The 16,814-nt window shown below is 70.2% G+C and carries 15 protein-coding genes and 1 pseudogene; 15 read left to right on the top strand and 1 reads right to left on the bottom strand.

Annotated features, from left to right (window positions below; translation table 11 throughout):
* Positions 1 to 136 precede the first annotated feature (136 nt).
* Positions 137 to 901, top strand: coding sequence for an SDR family oxidoreductase (locus tag ABZ656_RS15300; RefSeq protein ID WP_101405479.1), 765 nt, complete (start codon positions 137 to 139; stop codon positions 899 to 901).
* A 114-nt stretch (positions 902 to 1,015) separates the two neighbouring features.
* Complete coding sequence (locus ABZ656_RS15295) at positions 1,016 to 2,020, top strand: Gfo/Idh/MocA family oxidoreductase (RefSeq protein ID WP_101405478.1); 1,005 nt, start codon at positions 1,016 to 1,018, stop codon at positions 2,018 to 2,020.
* 78 nt (positions 2,021 to 2,098) lie between these two features.
* Here the strand turns inward: ABZ656_RS15295 and ABZ656_RS15290 are convergent, their stop codons facing one another.
* Complete coding sequence (locus ABZ656_RS15290) at positions 2,099 to 2,989, bottom strand: NAD(P)H-binding protein (RefSeq protein ID WP_360268149.1); 891 nt, start codon at positions 2,987 to 2,989, stop codon at positions 2,099 to 2,101.
* 118 nt (positions 2,990 to 3,107) lie between these two features.
* Here ABZ656_RS15290 and ABZ656_RS15285 point away from each other — a divergent pair, with 118 nt between their 5' ends.
* The 13 genes and pseudogenes from ABZ656_RS15285 (at position 3,108) to ABZ656_RS15225 (ending at position 16,806) form a co-directional block, all read left to right on the top strand.
* Positions 3,108 to 3,920: a LysR substrate-binding domain-containing protein gene (locus tag ABZ656_RS15285; RefSeq protein WP_360268146.1), complete on the top strand. Its 813-nt coding sequence runs from the start codon at positions 3,108 to 3,110 to the stop codon at positions 3,918 to 3,920.
* A 287-nt stretch (positions 3,921 to 4,207) separates the two neighbouring features.
* Positions 4,208 to 4,603 (top strand): annotated as a pseudogene (locus ABZ656_RS15280) (hypothetical protein); the annotation flags it as partial.
* A 192-nt stretch (positions 4,604 to 4,795) separates the two neighbouring features.
* Positions 4,796 to 5,800 (top strand): lytic transglycosylase domain-containing protein, encoded by a 1,005-nt coding sequence (locus ABZ656_RS15275; protein ID WP_360268217.1) that lies wholly within the window; start codon positions 4,796 to 4,798, stop codon positions 5,798 to 5,800.
* 54 nt (positions 5,801 to 5,854) lie between these two features.
* Entirely contained in the window at positions 5,855 to 6,898 is a 1,044-nt protein-coding gene (locus ABZ656_RS15270; protein WP_360268143.1) for a sigma-70 family RNA polymerase sigma factor, read from the top strand.
* Positions 6,899 to 7,090: 192 nt separating this feature from the next.
* Complete coding sequence (locus ABZ656_RS15265) at positions 7,091 to 8,035, top strand: ABC transporter ATP-binding protein (RefSeq protein WP_360268214.1); 945 nt, start codon at positions 7,091 to 7,093, stop codon at positions 8,033 to 8,035.
* Complete coding sequence (locus ABZ656_RS15260; protein ID WP_360268140.1) at positions 8,032 to 8,802, top strand: ABC transporter permease; 771 nt, start codon at positions 8,032 to 8,034, stop codon at positions 8,800 to 8,802. Before ABZ656_RS15265 ends, ABZ656_RS15260 begins: the two co-directional genes overlap by 4 nt.
* A gap of 3 nt (positions 8,803 to 8,805) precedes the next feature.
* Positions 8,806 to 9,609 (top strand): ABC transporter permease, encoded by an 804-nt coding sequence (locus ABZ656_RS15255; protein WP_054230890.1) that lies wholly within the window; start codon positions 8,806 to 8,808, stop codon positions 9,607 to 9,609.
* Between the two features lie 5 nt (positions 9,610 to 9,614).
* Positions 9,615 to 10,850, top strand: a complete 1,236-nt coding sequence (locus ABZ656_RS15250) for an MCE family protein (RefSeq protein ID WP_360268137.1) — start codon at positions 9,615 to 9,617, stop codon at positions 10,848 to 10,850.
* Positions 10,851 to 10,864: 14 nt separating this feature from the next.
* A complete protein-coding gene (locus tag ABZ656_RS15245) occupies positions 10,865 to 11,947 on the top strand; it encodes an MlaD family protein (protein WP_360268134.1) in 1,083 nt (360 codons plus the stop codon).
* Between the two features lie 194 nt (positions 11,948 to 12,141).
* On the top strand, positions 12,142 to 13,122 hold the full coding sequence (locus tag ABZ656_RS15240) for an MCE family protein (protein WP_360268211.1): 981 nt from the start codon (positions 12,142 to 12,144) through the stop codon (positions 13,120 to 13,122).
* Positions 13,119 to 14,243 (top strand): MCE family protein, encoded by a 1,125-nt coding sequence (locus ABZ656_RS15235; protein WP_360268131.1) that lies wholly within the window; start codon positions 13,119 to 13,121, stop codon positions 14,241 to 14,243. The genes ABZ656_RS15240 and ABZ656_RS15235 overlap by 4 nt, the downstream gene beginning before the upstream one ends.
* Positions 14,240 to 15,520, top strand: a complete 1,281-nt coding sequence (locus tag ABZ656_RS15230; protein ID WP_360268128.1) for an MCE family protein — start codon at positions 14,240 to 14,242, stop codon at positions 15,518 to 15,520. Before ABZ656_RS15235 ends, ABZ656_RS15230 begins: the two co-directional genes overlap by 4 nt.
* Positions 15,517 to 16,806 (top strand): MlaD family protein, encoded by a 1,290-nt coding sequence (locus ABZ656_RS15225; protein ID WP_101405470.1) that lies wholly within the window; start codon positions 15,517 to 15,519, stop codon positions 16,804 to 16,806. The genes ABZ656_RS15230 and ABZ656_RS15225 overlap by 4 nt, the downstream gene beginning before the upstream one ends.
* The last annotated feature ends 8 nt before the right edge of the window (positions 16,807 to 16,814 follow it).

Here is a 16,814-nt window from a genome sequence, read left to right as displayed (position 1 = left end):
GGTTTTTGATGGTTCTCTGCGGATTGCTTGACGGTCCCGGCCTCATGAGACTGGCAGAAATGTCACCGCGCCGGAAGTCGTGGACGTACCCGTAGCTGTAGCTCTGGCCGGAACGGAAAAGGACGGCACCACACTCATGAACCAACTGCTCGAGGACAAGGTCGTCCTCGTCAACGGCGGCAGCCAGGGCGTCGGCGCGGGCATCGTGCGCGCGGCGCTGCGCGAGGGCGCCACGGTCGCCTTCACCGGGCGCCGCACCGAGCTCGGCGAGAAGTTCGCCGCTGAGACCGGCGCCACGTTCGTACGGGCCGATCTGACCGATCCCGCGCAGGCGCGCGGCAGTGTCGAGCAGGTCGTGGCCGCCCACGGGCGGATCGACTGCCTGGTGAACGCGGCCGGGCTGACGTCACGCGGCACGCTCCTGGACACCACGCCGGAACTGTTCGACGCGCACGTGGCGATCAATCTGCGCGCGCCGTTCTTCGCGATGCAGGCCGCCGTCCAGCACCTGGTGGACCGCGGGGCGCCGGGCACCGTCGTCAACATCATCACGTCCTCCGCGCACGGCGGGCAGTCCTTCCTCGCCCCGTACGTCGCCGCCAAGGCCGGGCTCATGGGCCTCACCCGCAACGCCGCCCACGCGCACCGCTGGGACCGGGTCCGGATCAACGGCCTCAACATCGGCTGGACGGACACCGAGGGCGAGGAGGAGACCCAGCGCACCTTCCACGGCGCGGGCGACGACTGGCGGGAGAAGGCGGCGAAGACCCAGCCGATGGGCAAGCTGGGCCAGGTCGACGAGATCGCCGACTTCGTCGTCTTCCTGCTCTCCGACCGCAGCGGGGTGGTCACGGGCTCGGTCATCGACTGGGACCAGATCGTCTTCGGCGGACTCGACTGATCCCCCGTCCTTCGCCGGACTCCCCTCCTCTTCCCCTCCCCCCTCTCCTTCCCCTCCCTCCCCTCTCGCCCCTCCCTCGGCGGGCACACCCTCACTGGCTTTAGGAGCAATCTCATGCGTATCGGCATCCTGGGACTGGGCCGGATCGGCGCCTTCCACGCGGCGACCCTCGCCGGGCTCGACGCGGTGGACACCCTGGTCGTCAGCGACCCGGTGGCGGCGGCCACCGCGGCGGCGGTGGAGCGGTTCGGGGCGACGGCGGTGGACTCCCCCGAAGCGGTGCTCGCCGCCGGGGTCGACGGCATCGTCATCGCGGCCGCCACCGACGCGCACCCCGCGCTCATCCTCGCCGCGGTCAAGGCGGGCATCCCGGTGTTCTGCGAGAAGCCGGTGGCGCGGACCGTCGAGGAGAGCCTCGACGTGCTGGAAACCGTCCGGGACAGCGGTGTCGAGGTGCAGATCGGCTACAACCGGCGCTTCGACGCGGGCTGTGTGGCCGCCCGCAAGGCCGTGGTGAGCGGCGAACTCGGCAAGCTGCACACCGTACGGTCCACCACGCTGGACCCGGCGCCGCCGCCCGCCGCGTATGTCGCGGTCTCCGGGGGCATCTTCCGCGACTGCAGCGTGCACGACTTCGACATCGTGCGCTGGGTCACCGGCCGCGAGGTGGTCGAGGTGTACGCGGCCGGCGGCAACCGGGGTGCCGAGTACATCGCCGAGGCGGGTGACGTCGACACCGCCTCCGCGATCCTCACCCTCGACGACGGCACCATCGCCCTGGTCTCCAACTCCCGCCACAACGCGCGGGGTTACGACGTCCGCCTGGAACTGCACGGCATGCGCGACAGCATCGCCGTGGGCCTGGAGGACAAACTGCCGCTGCGTTCCGTCGAGCCGGGCGCCACCTTCCCGGCGGGCCCGCCGCACGACTTCTTCATGGACCGCTTCGCCCCCGCCTACCGCGCCGAACTCACCGCCTTCACGGAGGTCGTCGCGGGCCGCGCCGCCTCGCCGTGCACGGTCGCCGACGCCATCGAGGCCGGCTGGATCGCCGAGGCCTGCGCCCTTTCACTGGCCGAGCACCGTCCCGTACGCCTGGAGGAGGTACGCGAGGCCTGACCGCCGGACGCGGGAGGGCCGGACAGCGCACCCGAAAATTCGGGGCGCCGTCCGGCCCAGCCTCCCGCGTCGCGGACGTCAGGCGAGAACAGCCGGCTTGAGGATCTCCTCGCACCACTGGCGGAACGTGGTGGGGGTGGTGGACTGCGGGGTGCGCGGCTCGGCGTTGTCGAGGCCACGGTCCTTGGCCGTCGCCATGTCCGCCATGCCCTGCGCCATCGCCTCGGACATCCCGCGCTGCGTCAGCGTGTCTTTGAACGACTCGACGGGGACGTACTGGAACCGCACCGGCTTCCCCAGCACCTCGGACGTGATCCGCGCCATGTCCTCGAAGGACAGGTCCTCGGGCCCGAGCACCGGGACCTCGCCCTGCCCGCTCCAGGAGTGGTCGAGCAGCAGCCCGGCTGCCACGGCGGCGATGTCGCGGGTGGCGCAGGTCGGCGCCTTGAGATCCCCGGCGACGGGCTGGAAGAACACGCCCTGGCTCCTGATCGCCTCGACCTGGCGCAGCAGGTTGTCCATGAACGAGGGCAGCGCAAGCGCCCGGTAGCCCACACCCGTGCCCGCGATCAGGTCGTCCATGGCCAGGGACGCCGACACCAATCCGGCGTTGCCGGGCACCCCGCGCCCCAGGGCCGAGATCCCCACGACCCGCCGAACCCGCCGCCTCTCGAAGGCGTCGCACGCGGGCCGACTGAATTCCGCATAGACGTCCTCGACCCGCTCGGCCCGCGGGTTCGGCGGCGCCAGCCAGAAGACGCTGTCCGCACCGGCGAACGCCGCGTCGACGACGTCGGGGTCGCCGTGCGAGCCGGTCACGACCTCGACCCGCTCGCGCACGCGCGGCGGGATCCGGGAGGGATCGCGCGCGATCACCCGGACCGACTCCCCGCCGTCGAGGACGTCGCCCAGAACGATGTCGAGGACCTGGCTGCCGATCTGCCCGGTGGGCGCAGTAATGACGATCACGAAGAGGAACCTCCTGACAACCGGCGAACGGGCTGCCCGAACACCGTGCCCCGTCACTCTGCGCTCGCCCGGTGTCACGCGTCCAATACCTCTTCGGGCACATTGATACCCTCAGGGCATGGATCTGGACCTGCGCAAACTGCGGTACTTCACGGCCGTCGCGCAGCACGAGCACTTCGGCCGCGCCGCCGCGCAACTGCACATCGCACAGCCCGTACTGAGCCGTCAGATCCGGGCGCTGGAGCAGGAGTTGGGCTGCTCACTGCTGGTGCGTACGACCCGCAGCGTGCGCCTGACCCCGGCCGGCCGGCAACTCTACGAAGACGCGCCGGGCGTACTCGCCGCCGCGCAGGCGGCCACTCGCCGGGTGCACGGCGCCGCCCGCGCCGACCGTCTGGTCGTCGGTTTCGCCCCCGGTCTGAGCGTCTCCCCCGCGATCCTCGCGTTCACCCGGACCCACCCCGACGTCGAGATCGAACTGCTCCACCTGAACTGGTACGAGAAGGGCGAGGCGCTCCGGGACGGCCGGGCCGACGTCGGCTTCCTGCGCCGCCCCTTCGACGAGGACGGGATCCACACCGTCCCGGTGGGCAGCGAACCGAAGGTCGTGTGCCTGCCCACCACGCACCCCCTGGCGTCCCGCCGCCGGCTGACCCTGGCCGCCCTCGACGGCGAGACGATCCTGGACTTCCACGCGCGCCGCACCGCGACGGTGGAGGAGAAACTCGAACTCGTCGCGGCCGGGCGCGGCATAGCACTGCTGCCGCGCAGCGTCGCCCGCTCCTACTCACGCCCCGACCTCGCAAACCGACCGGTGACCGACGTCCCACCGACCGAGATCTGCCTCGCCGTACTCGAGGGCCGCCGCGACGGCCACGTGGACGACTTTCTGACCACCGCGACACACACGCTGTCCGAACACCGTTCCTGATGGGGACCACGGGCCCTCTGCAAGCGGAGCGCTGGCTGATTGGCGTGGAGTTGCGCACACAGGTCCGGAGACCGTGACCGCCTCCCGTGCGGCGGACGGTCACGGTGCGTCCCAACTGTTGGTACTCAGCTGACCTGCCGGCATGCGAAGGGGTAACGAACTGCTCGTTGGTATCGCCCCGTTGTTCGTCAAAATCCCGTACAGGACACCCTTCGTACCGGTACGCGCACTCTACGTACCGAAGGATTCCCTGGTCAGGGTAGAGCGAGGCGGCCACGCCCAGTGACATGAAGTCAGAAATCTCCACCCGGCATTTCACCCAACTGCTCAGCACCATGCCTCGCGGCGCCCGCCTGGCGCGGCTGCTGGCTGTGCAGCAACTCGACGAGGACCTGTATGCCTATCTCGACGAGCTTCTCGGGCCCGTCAGACCGGCCGCACCTGCTCAGGCCGGGGGCGACCGGGGAGCTGTGAGTGCACGTGTGACGATCACCGACCCGACCGGGGTGACCACGCGCCTGGAGTGGACGGTCGAGGGACACCTGGCCCGCCGCATCGCCCCCGACGGCACGACCGAGTCGTGGACGTACGACGGCGAGGGCAACTGCACCAGCCACACCGACCCACTGGGCGGCACGATCCGCTACGAGTACACGCACTTCGACCTGATGACTGCTCGTACCGGCCCGGACGGCGCCGGGGAGATCTTGGCGGACGCGCGTGCGGACCCCGTTTCCCGAAATCGCCCCGCTCCGTGCGACGGACCCGCCGCCCCGCCCCGTAGAGCAGACGACATCAGCTCACAGGGAGGGGAGCGCGACGTGGCAGGGCACAGAGTCAGAGGCGCCAGGGGTACGGCGGTCGCGGCGGCGGTCATGGCGGCGCTGACCGCGTCACAGGCGCCGGGGGCCGTCCCGGCACGGGCCTCCGTACCGCCGCGGCAGGCGCCCGCCGAGCAGGGGCCGAGCGTGTCGGGCGACACCCGGTACCGCACCGACCTCCCGCTGCTGCGGGCCCGGGAACGCAAGGGCGAGGCGTCGGTGGCGGGCGCCGCGCTGCCGGCGAGCGTGTTCGCCGCCTACCGGCACGCCGAGACGGAACTCGCACGCACCGCGCCCGGCTGCCGGCTGCGGTGGCAGTTGCTGGCCGCGATCGGCCAGGTGGAGTCCGGGCAGGCGCGCGGCGGTCGGGTGACGGCGGACGGTACGACCGTGACGCCCATCCTCGGGCCGCGGCTGGACGGCGGCGCCTTCGCCGTCGTGCGGGACACCGACGGCGGCGCGTACGACGGGGACGCGGCCTACGACCGGGCGGTCGGACCGATGCAGTTCATCCCGTCGACCTGGGCCCGCTGGGGCACGGACGGCAACGGCGACGGGCGGGCCGACCCTGACAACGTCTTCGACGCCGCGCTCGCCGCCGGGCGCTACCTGTGTGCGGGCGGACGAGACCTCTCCGACCCGGCCGAGCTGGACCGGGCGGTCCTCGGCTACAACCACTCGGAGGCGTATCTGAGCACGGTCAGGGCCTGGTACGCGTACTTCCTGGACGGGTATCGGGTGGTGCCGGACAGCTCCGCGAAGTCCTCCGCGCACCCGGAGCCGTCGCGGCCGCCGTCCACGCCGAAGCCCTCGCCGACACCGTCCGCCCGTCCGAGCGCCGTCCCCTCCCCGACACCGTCCGCACCTCCCTCGCCGACCCCCGGCACGTCCCGTCCGGCGGGCGGGGCCACTCCGACGGAGGAGCCCCAACTCCCCTCGCCCGGCGCGGACATCGAACTGCCCGGCGACGACCTGCTGCCCAGCGGCGGTCCGCTGACCAGTAACAGCGGGGACTCGATGACCTCCGTCCCCTCCACAACCGCGGCTACCGGGCGGTAATGTCACCACCCGCCGGACGGCACGGGACCGGCGGGTGAGCGCAAAGGGGCCCTCATGGCGACGGACATGCCGGACATGCCTGCGGAGATACAGGCGGCCCACGACCGTTGGCAGCGCATGTGGAGCCACCGCGAGCAACTGCTCAAGGTGGCCCGGCGCAGGTCGATGAGCCCGGAGGACGCCGAGGACGCGGTGCACGAGGCCATGCTGCGCGCCGCGGAGCGCCCCGACCTGGACGACGAGCGCCTCGGCGGCTGGCTGACGACCGTGACCATGCGGCTGTGCGTCGATCGGTATCGCCAGGTCAACCGGGAGGCCGAGGTGCACCGCAGCCCCACGCTCGCCGCGCCGGGTCCGGTGCCCGTCGAGGAGGCGGTGTGCGACCGGGCCGAGGCCAAGTGGCTGGCCGTGCGGAGCGGGGAGCTGCCCGGGCGCCAGGCCGAGGCGCTCCGGCTGAAGTCCGAGGGCCTCGACGTCGGACAGGTCGCCGTGCGCATGGGGCTGAGCTATCGCACCGTCGAGTCGCTGCTCGCCCGGGCCCGGCGCACGCTGCGCAACTCGCTGGCCGGAACGCTGGGCCTCGCCCTGTTCCTGTGGGGGCGCGGCAGGCTACGCGCGGGCGGACACGCGCAGGCCGTGGCGGTGACCTCGACGGCCGCGACCCTGGTGGTGGCGGGGTTCGTGTTGCCGTACGTCCACGACGGGGACAGGCAGGGCACGGCTCCCCGACCCTCCGTGTCCCGCATGGCCCAGGCGACCACGCAGACCGTCCGGCCCGACGGCGTCGGCCGGGTGGCCGCCCCGAACGCCCGTGATCTGTCGGCCGCCTCGGCGTCCCACGCAGCGACGCCGACGGTGCCGCCCGGCGATCGCGACCGGTCGCTGCTGCCTCTGTCGGTGCCACCGCTGCCGGACGCCTCGCTGTCACCGGTGCCGGCCGTCCCCCACGTCCCCGGCGTGTCCGACCTGCCGAGCGTGCCCGGCCTCCCCGATCTGCCGGCCACGTCCACGGTCCCGACGACGCCTCCGGCCCTCCCCGAGGCTCCCGCCACGCCCTCCGCCCCGGTCGACGTACCGACCCCGACCGCGCTGCCGTAGAACCGCCGGAAAGCTGTCGTAGAACCGCCGGGAAAAGGACTGCCGTAGAACCAGCGGAAAACGCGCCGCCGTCGAGCCGCCGGAAACCCGGCCGCAAGACCCCCGAAAAAAACCGCCTCCGTCGCGACGGACGCCCGGCCCCTCCCCGTAGAGCAGATGTCGGAGCTGCTCCACGGCCGAAGGGTGGACCGGATGGGTGTCGAGATCTGTGTGGAAGGGCTGACCAAGTCCTTCGGTCACCAGGTCATCTGGCAGGACGTCTCGCTGACGCTGCCCGCAGGGGAGGTCTCCGTCATGCTCGGCCCCTCGGGCACGGGCAAGTCGGTGTTCCTCAAGACGCTCGTCGGACTGCTGAAGCCGGACCGGGGCTGCGTGAAGGTCGCGGGCCGGGACGTCACCAAGCTGCGCGAGCACGAGCTGTACGAGGTGCGGAAGCTGTTCGGGGTGTTGTTCCAGGACGGCGCGCTGTTCGGCTCGATGAGCCTGTACGACAACATCGCTTTCCCGCTGCGCGAGCACACCCGCAAGTCCGAGAGCCAGATCCGGCGCATCGTGCTGGAGAAGATGGACATGGTCGGGCTGATCGGTTCGGAGGGGAAGCTGCCCGGCGAGATCTCCGGCGGCATGCGAAAGCGAGCCGGTCTCGCCCGAGCCCTGGTCCTCGACCCCGAGGTCATTCTCTTCGACGAACCCGACTCCGGCCTCGACCCCGTACGCGTCGCCTATCTCAACCAGCTGATCGTCGACCTCAACGCGCAGATCAACGCGACGTTCCTGATCGTCACGCACGACATCGCCTCGGCCCGCCAGGTGCCGGACAACATCGGGCTGTTGTTCCGGCGTGAGCTGGTCATGTTCGGGCCCCGCGAGAAGCTGCTGACCAGCGGCGAGCCGGTCGTACGGCAGTTCCTGAACGGCCGGATGCAGGGCCCCATCGGGATGGCCGAGGAGAAGGACGCCGCCCAGGTCGAGCAGGAGCTGGCCCAACTCGGCGACGGAGCGCACACAAAGACTCCCGGCAGCCAGGCTCTGACTCCCCGCCTGCTGCCGGGGCCGGCCATCGCCCGTCCGCCCCGCTGGGAGGCGATCGCGAGACGCGAGGCCGAGCTGCACCGGAAGGCGGTGACCGGCGCATGAGGCTGTCACCCAGCGGGGCGCTGAGGCACTCGGGGAACCTCTTCGCGATGGCGCTGGACGTCGTCCGGACCATGCCCCGACGGCCGTTCCAGGCACGGGAGTTCATCCAGCAGGCCTGGTTCGTCGCGAGCGTCACGATCCTGCCGACGGCCCTGGTGTCCATCCCCTTCGGTGCGGTCATCGCGCTGCAGATCGGCAGCCTGACCCGGCAGCTCGGCGCCCAGTCGTTCTCCGGGGCCGCCTCGGTGCTTGCGGTGCTGCGCGAGGCCTCGCCGATCGTCACCGCCCTGCTGATCGCGGGCGCCGGCGGCACGGCGATCTGCGCGGATCTCGGGGCGCGGAAGATCCGCGAGGAGATCGACGCGATGCAAGTGCTGGGCATCGACCCCATCCACCGGCTGGTCGTCCCGCGGGTCCTGGCGTCGATGGTGGTGGCAGTGCTGCTCAACGGCCTGGTGTCGGTGGTGGGCGTCGCGGGCGGCTACTTCTTCAACGTCGTCCTGCAGAACGGCACGCCGGGCGCGTATCTCGCTTCCTTCACCACGCTCGCCCAGCTCTCCGACCTGTGGGCGGCGGAGATCAAGGCGCTGGTGTTCGGCGCGATCGCCGCGATCGTCGCCTCGTACAAGGGACTCACCGCGAAGGGCGGCCCGAAGGGTGTGGGCGACGCGGTGAACCAGTCGGTGGTGATCACCTTCATGTTGCTGTTCGTGACGAACTTCGTGATGACCGCCGTGTACTTCCAAGTCGTTCCGCAGAGGGGCTGAGTCATGGCGCTGCTGAATCGTCTGGAGGAACTGGGCAGCCAGCTGTCCTTCTACGGTCGCTCGTTGGCGTGGACGGGCCGCACCGTACGCCGCTACAAGAAGGAGATCCTGCGGCTGCTCGCCGAGGTGAGCTTCGGGCGCGGCGCCCTCGCCGTCGTGGGCGGCACGGTCGGCGTCATCGCCTTCCTGTCGTTCTTCACCGGCACGGAGGTGGGCCTCCAGGGCTACGCCGCGCTCAACCAGCTCGGCACCTCGAACTTCGTGGCGTTCCTCTCGGCGTACTTCAACACCCGGGAGATCGCGCCACTGGTGGCGGGGCTCGCGCTGTCCGCCACGGTGGGCGCCGGGTTCACGGCGCAGCTGGGCGCGATGCGGATCAGCGAGGAGACCGACGCCCTCGAGGTCATGGGCGTCCCCTCACTGCCGTTCCTGGTGACCACCCGGATGATCGCCGGCTTCGTCGCGGTGATCCCGCTGTACGTGGTCGGGCTGCTGTCCTCGTACTTTGCCGCCCGCACCATCACCACCGGCTACTACGGGCAGTCGGCGGGCACCTACGACCACTACTTCCAGCAGTACCTGCCGCCGGTCGACGTGCTGTGGTCCTTCGGGAAGGTGCTCGTCTTCGCCGTCCTGATCATCCTGGTGCACTGCTTCTACGGCTACTACGCGAGCGGCGGCCCGGCGGGCGTCGGCGTCGCCGTGGGCCGCGCCGTGCGCACCTCGATCGTCGCAATCAACGTCCTGGACTTCTTCCTCTCGCTCGCGATCTGGGGCGCCAACACGACCGTACGGATTGCGGGGTGAGCCGAATGGGAGTGCTGAGACTGCGGTTGTACGGCGTCGTGTTCCTCGCCGTGCTCGCGCTGCTGCTGTCCCTGTCCGTCGCCGTGTACCAACAGGTGTTCACCCCGGCCGTACGGATCGAGCTGGAGGCCGACAGCATCGGCAACCAACTCGATCCCCGCGCCGACGTCAAGCTGCGCGGGCTGCTGGTCGGCGAGGTGCGCGCGGTGCACGCCGACGGGACGAAGGCGACGCTCGACATCGCGCTCAAGCCGGAGTACGTCGCGTCCATCCCGTCCGACGTGCACGCACGCCTGCTGCCCAAGACCCTGTTCGGCGAGAAGTACGTCGACCTGGTCGCGCCCGCGCGCTCCTCGGCCAGGCCCATCCGCGCAGGGGACGTCATCACCCAGGACCGCACCCGCGTCGGCATCGAGCTCCAGCAGCTGATGAACGACCTGCTGCCGCTGCTTCGGACCGTGCAGCCCGGCAAGCTCAACGCCACGCTCTCCGCGTTCGCCACCGCCCTCGAGGGGCGCGGCGACCGGATCGGCGACAACCTCACGCGCGTGGAGGACTATCTGCACCGGCTCGATCCCCATCTGCCGTCCCTCACCGAGGACTTCGCACGGCTGGCCGATGTCGCCGAGGTGTACGGCGACGCGGCTCCCGACCTGATGGAGATCCTGCGCAACACCGTCACCACCAGCCGGACCCTGGTCGAGCAACGGGACCGGCTCGCGTCCGCGCTCACCACGACGGCCACCGCCGCGGGCACCTCGGACGACTTCCTCCACGCGAACGGCGACCGGCTGATCACCCTGGGCCGGGTCTCCCGCCCCACGCTGGAACTCTTCGCCCGCTACTCGCCCGAGTACCCCTGCCTGCTCGCCGGCCTGGTACGCGAGGAACAGGCATCCGAGCAGGCGTTCCGCGGCGGCAAGATGCACATCACGCTCGAAGTCGTCCGTCAGCAAGGGGCGTACGAACCCGGTGAGTACCCCCGCTACGACGACCGGTCGGGGCCCGACTGCCGCGGCCTGCCCCATCCGCCGGTGCCCGCGCCAGGGGTTCACCTCAACGACGGTTCGGCGAAGGGCGGTTCGTCCAGTCCGGTCGGCGTCTCCGCCACCCGGGCCGAGCAGCGCGCCGTCGGCTCGCTCGTCGCGCCCGTCATGGGCGTGCCCGCCGACGAGGTACCGCCGGTCGCGACGCTGTTGTTCGGACCGATGGCGCGCGGGACGGCGGTGAGCGTCGCATGAGGATCACGAGGATCATGAAGACCGCGAAGACCGCGAAGACCGCGAGGACTACGAGGACCACGAGGACGTCAGGAGCCCGGCAGGCCGCCGCCCCGCTGATCAAGTTCAGCCTCTTCGCCCTGGTGACGATCCTGGCGACGGCCCTGCTCGCGGCCACCATCGTCAACATCTCCCTCACCCCCGAGCACACCTATCGCGCGGTGTTCAGCGACGTGACGGGCCTGGAGAAGGGCGACGACATCCGGGTGGCCGGGGTGCGGGTCGGCGAGGTCGAGGGCATCCGGATCAAGGACCGGACGCTGGCGGAGGTCACCTTCACTGTCGGTGCGGACCGTCCGCTGCTGAACAGCACCGGCGCGGTCATCCGCTACCGGAACCTGGTCGGACAGCGTTACGTCGCCCTGACCGAGGGCGCGGGAGACGGCACCCGGCTGAAGCCCGGCGCCACGATCCCGCTGTCGCGCACCCAGCCCGCGCTGGACCTCAACGCACTGCTGAACGGCTTCAAGCCACTGTTCGCGGCGCTCAGCCCGCAGGACGTCAACCAGCTCGCCACCGAGATCATCCGAACCCTCCAGGGCGAGGGCGGCACGGTCAACAGCCTGCTGGTGCACACGGCTTCGCTCACCACGACGCTGGCCGGCCGTGACAAGCTGATCGGTTCGGTGATCGACAACCTCAACATCGTGCTGGACACGCTGGACAAGCGCGGCTCGCGCTTCTCCGGGTTGCTCAAGCAGCTGCGTCGGGTGATTTCGGGGCTGTCCGCCGACCGCAAGCCCATCGGGCAGTCGCTGGTGGGCATCGGCGACCTGACGGACGCCACCTCGGGGCTGCTCAAGGACGCGCGTCCGCCGCTGAAGGACGACATCGCCGAGCTGACCGATCTCACCGGAACGCTCAACAAGAACGAGAACACCGTGGAGGGCGTCCTGAAGCGGCTGCCGAACAAGCTCAACGAGCTGACCGGGACGGCGTCCTACGGCTCGTGGTTCAACTTCTACCTCTGCGACTTCGACGGCCGGATCGTGCTGCCGAAGACGAAGCAGGTGCTCACTCCCGAGCTGCACGTGGCGAGGGCGAGGTGCGGCGCATGACGAAGCACTTCCTTCCGCGCAGGACCCGTGAGCGCCGCCCGGAGCCGCTGGTCAAGGTCCGCATCGACCCGCCCAAGCTCCCGAAGATACGGCTGCTTCCGCACCGGGCACCCCGCCCCCGCCGCCCCGAACCCCTGGTCAAAGTCCGCATCGACCCGCCCAAGCTGCCCCGCATACGGATACGCCGCCCGCGGCTGACCCCGTTCCGTGAGCGCAATCCCGTGGTGATCGGAGCCGTCGGTCTCACCTTCCTCGCGCTGCTGACCGTGGCCGCGTTCAACGCCGACAGCCTGCCGCTGATCGGCGGCGGCGAGACGTACAGTGCGGCCTTCTCGGAGGCGGGCGGCCTCAAGCCCGGCGACGAGGTGCGGATCGCCGGCGTCAAGGTCGGCAAGGTCAAGGACGTCGATCTGGACGGTGACCACGTCAAGGTCACCTTCAAGATCAAGGGCGATCCGGGGTTCGGCACCGAGACCGGCGCCTCGATCCGGGTCAAGACGATCCTCGGCGCGAAGTACCTCGCGCTGCATCCCAAGGGACCGGGACAGCTGAGGCCCGGCAGCGAGATACCGCTGAAGAGGACGGTTCCGGCGTACGACGTCGTGCAGGCGTTCAGCGATCTCACCACCACGACGGAGAAGGTCGACACCGACCAGTTGGCGAAGGCCCTGGACACCATCTCCACCACGTTCCGGGACTCGCCCGCCGAGGTACGGGCATCCATCAAGGGCCTGTCGAAGATCTCCCGTACGGTCGCCTCGCGCGACAAGGCGCTGGGCGAACTCCTCGACCACGCGAACGGTGTCACGGGCGTACTGGCCGAGCACTCCGAGGACTTCACCGCGCTGGTCAAGGACGGCGACCAGCTGTTCAGGGAGATCAGCAAGCGGCGCGAGGCGATCCACAAGCTGCTGAAGAGCTCCGCGGTGCTCGGCATCGAGCTCTCCGGCCTGGTCGAGGACAACGACAAGGAGATCGGGCCGGCGCTCAAGGGCCTGAACACCGTGGTGCGGATGCTCGAACGGAATCAGTCGAGCCTCGACCGGAGCGTCAAGCTGCTCGCGCCGTACGTCCGGGTCTTCAGCAACACCCTCGGCAACGGCCGCTGGTTCGACAGCTACGTCCAGAACCTGGTCGCCGCTCCGGTGGTGCCGCGCACGGGAGGCACGCAGTGAAGAACCTGAAGAGGCGCGTGGCCGTGGTCACCGCACTCGCCCTCGTCGCCGCGCTCACCTACGTGCTGTGGCCGCGCTCCGAGTCCGTGCACGTGACCGCGTATTTCCCGCGCACGGTCGGCATCTATCCCGGCTCTGACGTCCGCGTCCTCGGCGTCCGGATCGGCGAGGTCGAGAAGATCACGCCGGAGGGCGACCGGGTACGGGTGGAGCTGGAGTACGGCGAAGGGCGCAAGGTCCCGGCGGAGGCCAAGGCCGCGATCATCAACTCCTCGGTGGTCAGCGACCGTTACGTGCAGCTGCTGCCGGTGTATCGGAAGGGCCCGGTGCTACGCGACGGTGACGTCATCCCCGAGACGCGGACGGCCGTGCCGGTCGAGCTGGACCGCGTCTTCGACAGTCTGCACACGACGGCCGACGCGCTCGGCCCCAACGGCGCCAACAAGGACGGCTCGCTGTCGCGGCTGCTCGGGGTGAGCGCGGACAACCTCGACGGCCAGGGCGAGAACCTCAACCAGACGGTCGAAGACCTCTCGCAGGCCGTCACCACGCTGTCCGACGGCCGCAGGGACCTGTTCGGCACGGTACGGAACCTGCAGGTGTTCACGGCTGCGCTGGCCGCCGACGACAAGAGCGTGCGGTCCTTCAACACCAGCCTCGCCGAGGTCGCCGAGCAGCTTTCGGGCGAGCGCAAGGACCTCGCGGACGCGCTGCGGAACCTGGGAACGGCGCTCGGCGACGTGTCCGCCTTCGTGAAGAACAACAAGAAGTCGCTGACTTCGAACGTGAAGGGCCTCAGCAAGGTGACCAAGGTGCTCGTCACCCAACGGGCCGCTCTGGCCGAGCTGTTGGAGGTCGCTCCCACAGGTCTGTCGAACCTGAACGACGCCTACAACCCGTCCTCGGGCACCCTCGACACCCGCAACAACGCCCAGCAGGCGCAGGATCCGGCCTCGCTGCTGTGCTCCGTGCTGAAGACGACCGGCGACGAAGGCGGCAAGAACCCCGACTGCAAGGAGCTGAAGGATCTCTTCGACTCCCTGCCGAAGGTGCCTCAGGGCTCCGCGGTGACGGGAACGGTCGACCGGACGCTCGGCGGGATTCTGGGGGCGAGCGCATGACCGCACTGCGCAAGGCCGGGGCGGTCGCGTGGGCCGCGGTCGGCTCGCTGCTGCTCTCCGGCTGCGAGTTCAACGGCTGGTACGACGTCCAGCTGCCCGGCGGAGCCGCCGCCGACGGCCACGCGTACCACGTCACCGTCGAGTTCCGCGACGTCCTCGACCTGGTGCCGCAGTCGGCGGTGAAGGTCAACAACGTGACCGTGGGCGCGGTCGAGAAGGTCGAACTGGACGGCTGGCACGCGCGCGTACGGCTGCGGGTCGCCGACTCGGTGAAGCTGCCCGCCAACGCGGTCGCGGAGCTGCGGCAGACCAGCATGCTCGGCGAGAAGTACGTCGCGCTCTCCGCCCCGTCCGGCACGGCGCCCGTGGGGCGGCTCGCCGACGGCGACCGCATCCCGCTGTCCCGCAGCGGCCGCAATCCGGAGATCGAGGAGGTGCTGTCCGCACTGTCCGCGCTGCTCAACGGCGGCGGAGTGGCCCAGCTCAAGACGATCACCGTGGAGCTGAACAAGGCCCTGAACGGCCGGGAGAACCGGGTCAGATCGCTGCTCAAGGAGCTGAACACGTTCATCGGCGGTCTGGACGACCAGCGGAAGGACATCGTCCACGCCCTCGAGGCCGTCGACCGGCTCGCGGGGCGGCTCGGCAAGGAGAAGACGACGATCGCCCAGGCCGTAGACGCGATGCCACCCGCCCTGAAGGTCCTGGCCGACCAGCGGCGCGATCTGACGAGGATGCTCACCGCCCTTTCGAAGCTCGGCGAGACAGGATCCAAGGTGGTCACGGCGTCGCACGACGACACGGTCGCGAACCTCAAGCAGCTGCGGCCGATCTTGCAGCAGCTGAACAAGGCAGGCGACGATCTGCCCAACTCTCTGGAGTTGCTGACCACTTACCCCTTCCCGCGCAACGTGGTGGACGCCGTCAAGGGTGACTACGTCAACCTCGACATCACCGCCGACCTCGATCTGTCGGACCTGTACGGGAACGTGACGGACGGCAGCTCCGGGCGGGGCAAGGGCGATTCCCAGAAGCCCGGCACTCCCGGCGTACCGCATCTCCCCGACCTGCCGAGCGTTCCGACGCCCACCACGCTGCCGAGCACACCGAGCCTGCCGTCGTCCCCCTCGGTGCCGTCGGTGCCGTCGGCCCCGTCGGGCGGCGGCGGTCCGTTGTGCCCGCCGGTGTGCACCAGCAGCTACACAACCGACGCGGAGCTGTCCGAGGGGATAGACCTCGCGCTCGCGGAGCTGATGCTGAAGGGGGTTCAGCCGTGATCACCCGTACGGTCAAGGCCCAGCTCCTGGCCTTCGCCACCGTCACCGCCGTCGGGGTGTCGTACGTCGGCGCCGAATACACCGGCCTGGTGGACGACGTCCTGGGCCGCGGCTACACCGTGCAGGCGGACTTCGCCGACTCCGGAGGCATCTTCCAAGGCGCCGAGGTCACCTACCGCGGGGTGCCGGTGGGCCGCGTCGGCGCACTGCGGCTGACCGGCTCCGACGGCGTCTCGGTCTCTCTGGACATCAAGGACGGCGCGCCACGCATCCCGGCGGACACCCTCGCCGTGGTGGCGAACCGTTCGGCGGTGGGCGAGCAATACGTAGATCTCCAGCCACGTACTTCGCATGGCCCATACCTCCTCGACGGCAGCGCCATCCCGCGCGGCAGCACGCGCGTGCCACTGCCCACGACGGACCTGGTCCTGAGCCTGGACCGGCTGGTGAACTCGGTCGGCAAGGACGATCTACGGGTCACCGTGGACGAGTTGGGCAAGGCCTTCTCGGGCACCGGCCCGAATCTGAGCCGACTGGTGGACTCGGGCAACGCGCTCGTGGAGTCGGCCTCCGAGTCACTCCCCCAGACGATCTCGCTGATCGAGGACTCGCGAAAGGTCCTCAAGACGCAGTCCGACCAGGGCTCGTCCATCAAGTCGTTCGCGCACGACCTGGCGGCTCTCACGGCACAGCTGAAGTCGAGCGACGGAGACCTGCGCAAGCTGATCGGCAACGCGACACCGGCCGCGCAGCAGGTGAACTCGCTGCTGAAGAACATCTCACCGCGGCTGTCGGTCCTGCTGGCCAACCTGATCAGCGGCGGCCAGGTCACTCTGGCCAACCTGCCCGGCGTGGAGCAGTCCCTGGTCACCTTCCCGGCACTGGTCGCGGGCAGCTACACGGTCGTCCCGGGCGACGGCACCACCCACTTCGGCCTGGTGGTGAACGCCGACGACCCGCCGCCGTGCACCCAGGGGTACGGCACGGCACGGCGCGACCCCTCGGACACCAGCCCGCGCGAGGCGAACACCGACGCGCGCTGCACGGCCCCGCGCGGAAGCAAGACGTCGGTACGGGGCGCGCAGAACGCCCCCGGCGCGTCGGCCGCTTCCGGCGATGCGAACCAGGCGGCGTACGTGACGCCGTACATCACGCCTTACGACCCGGAGACCGGCACCGCCACCGGCCCGGACGGCAGACCGGTCGAGATCGGCTCGACGGGCGGCCAACAGGCGGTGTTCGGAAAGGAGTCGTGGCAATGGCTGCTGGTAGGGCCGATGGCATGAGCGGGACC

The sequence above is a fragment of the Streptomyces sp. NPDC007095 genome (genome assembly GCF_040634475.1).
Taxonomy (GTDB): domain Bacteria; phylum Actinomycetota; class Actinomycetes; order Streptomycetales; family Streptomycetaceae; genus Streptomyces.
Note: the sequence above shows the minus strand (reverse complement) of the source record. Positions and strands in the feature narration are given on the sequence as shown.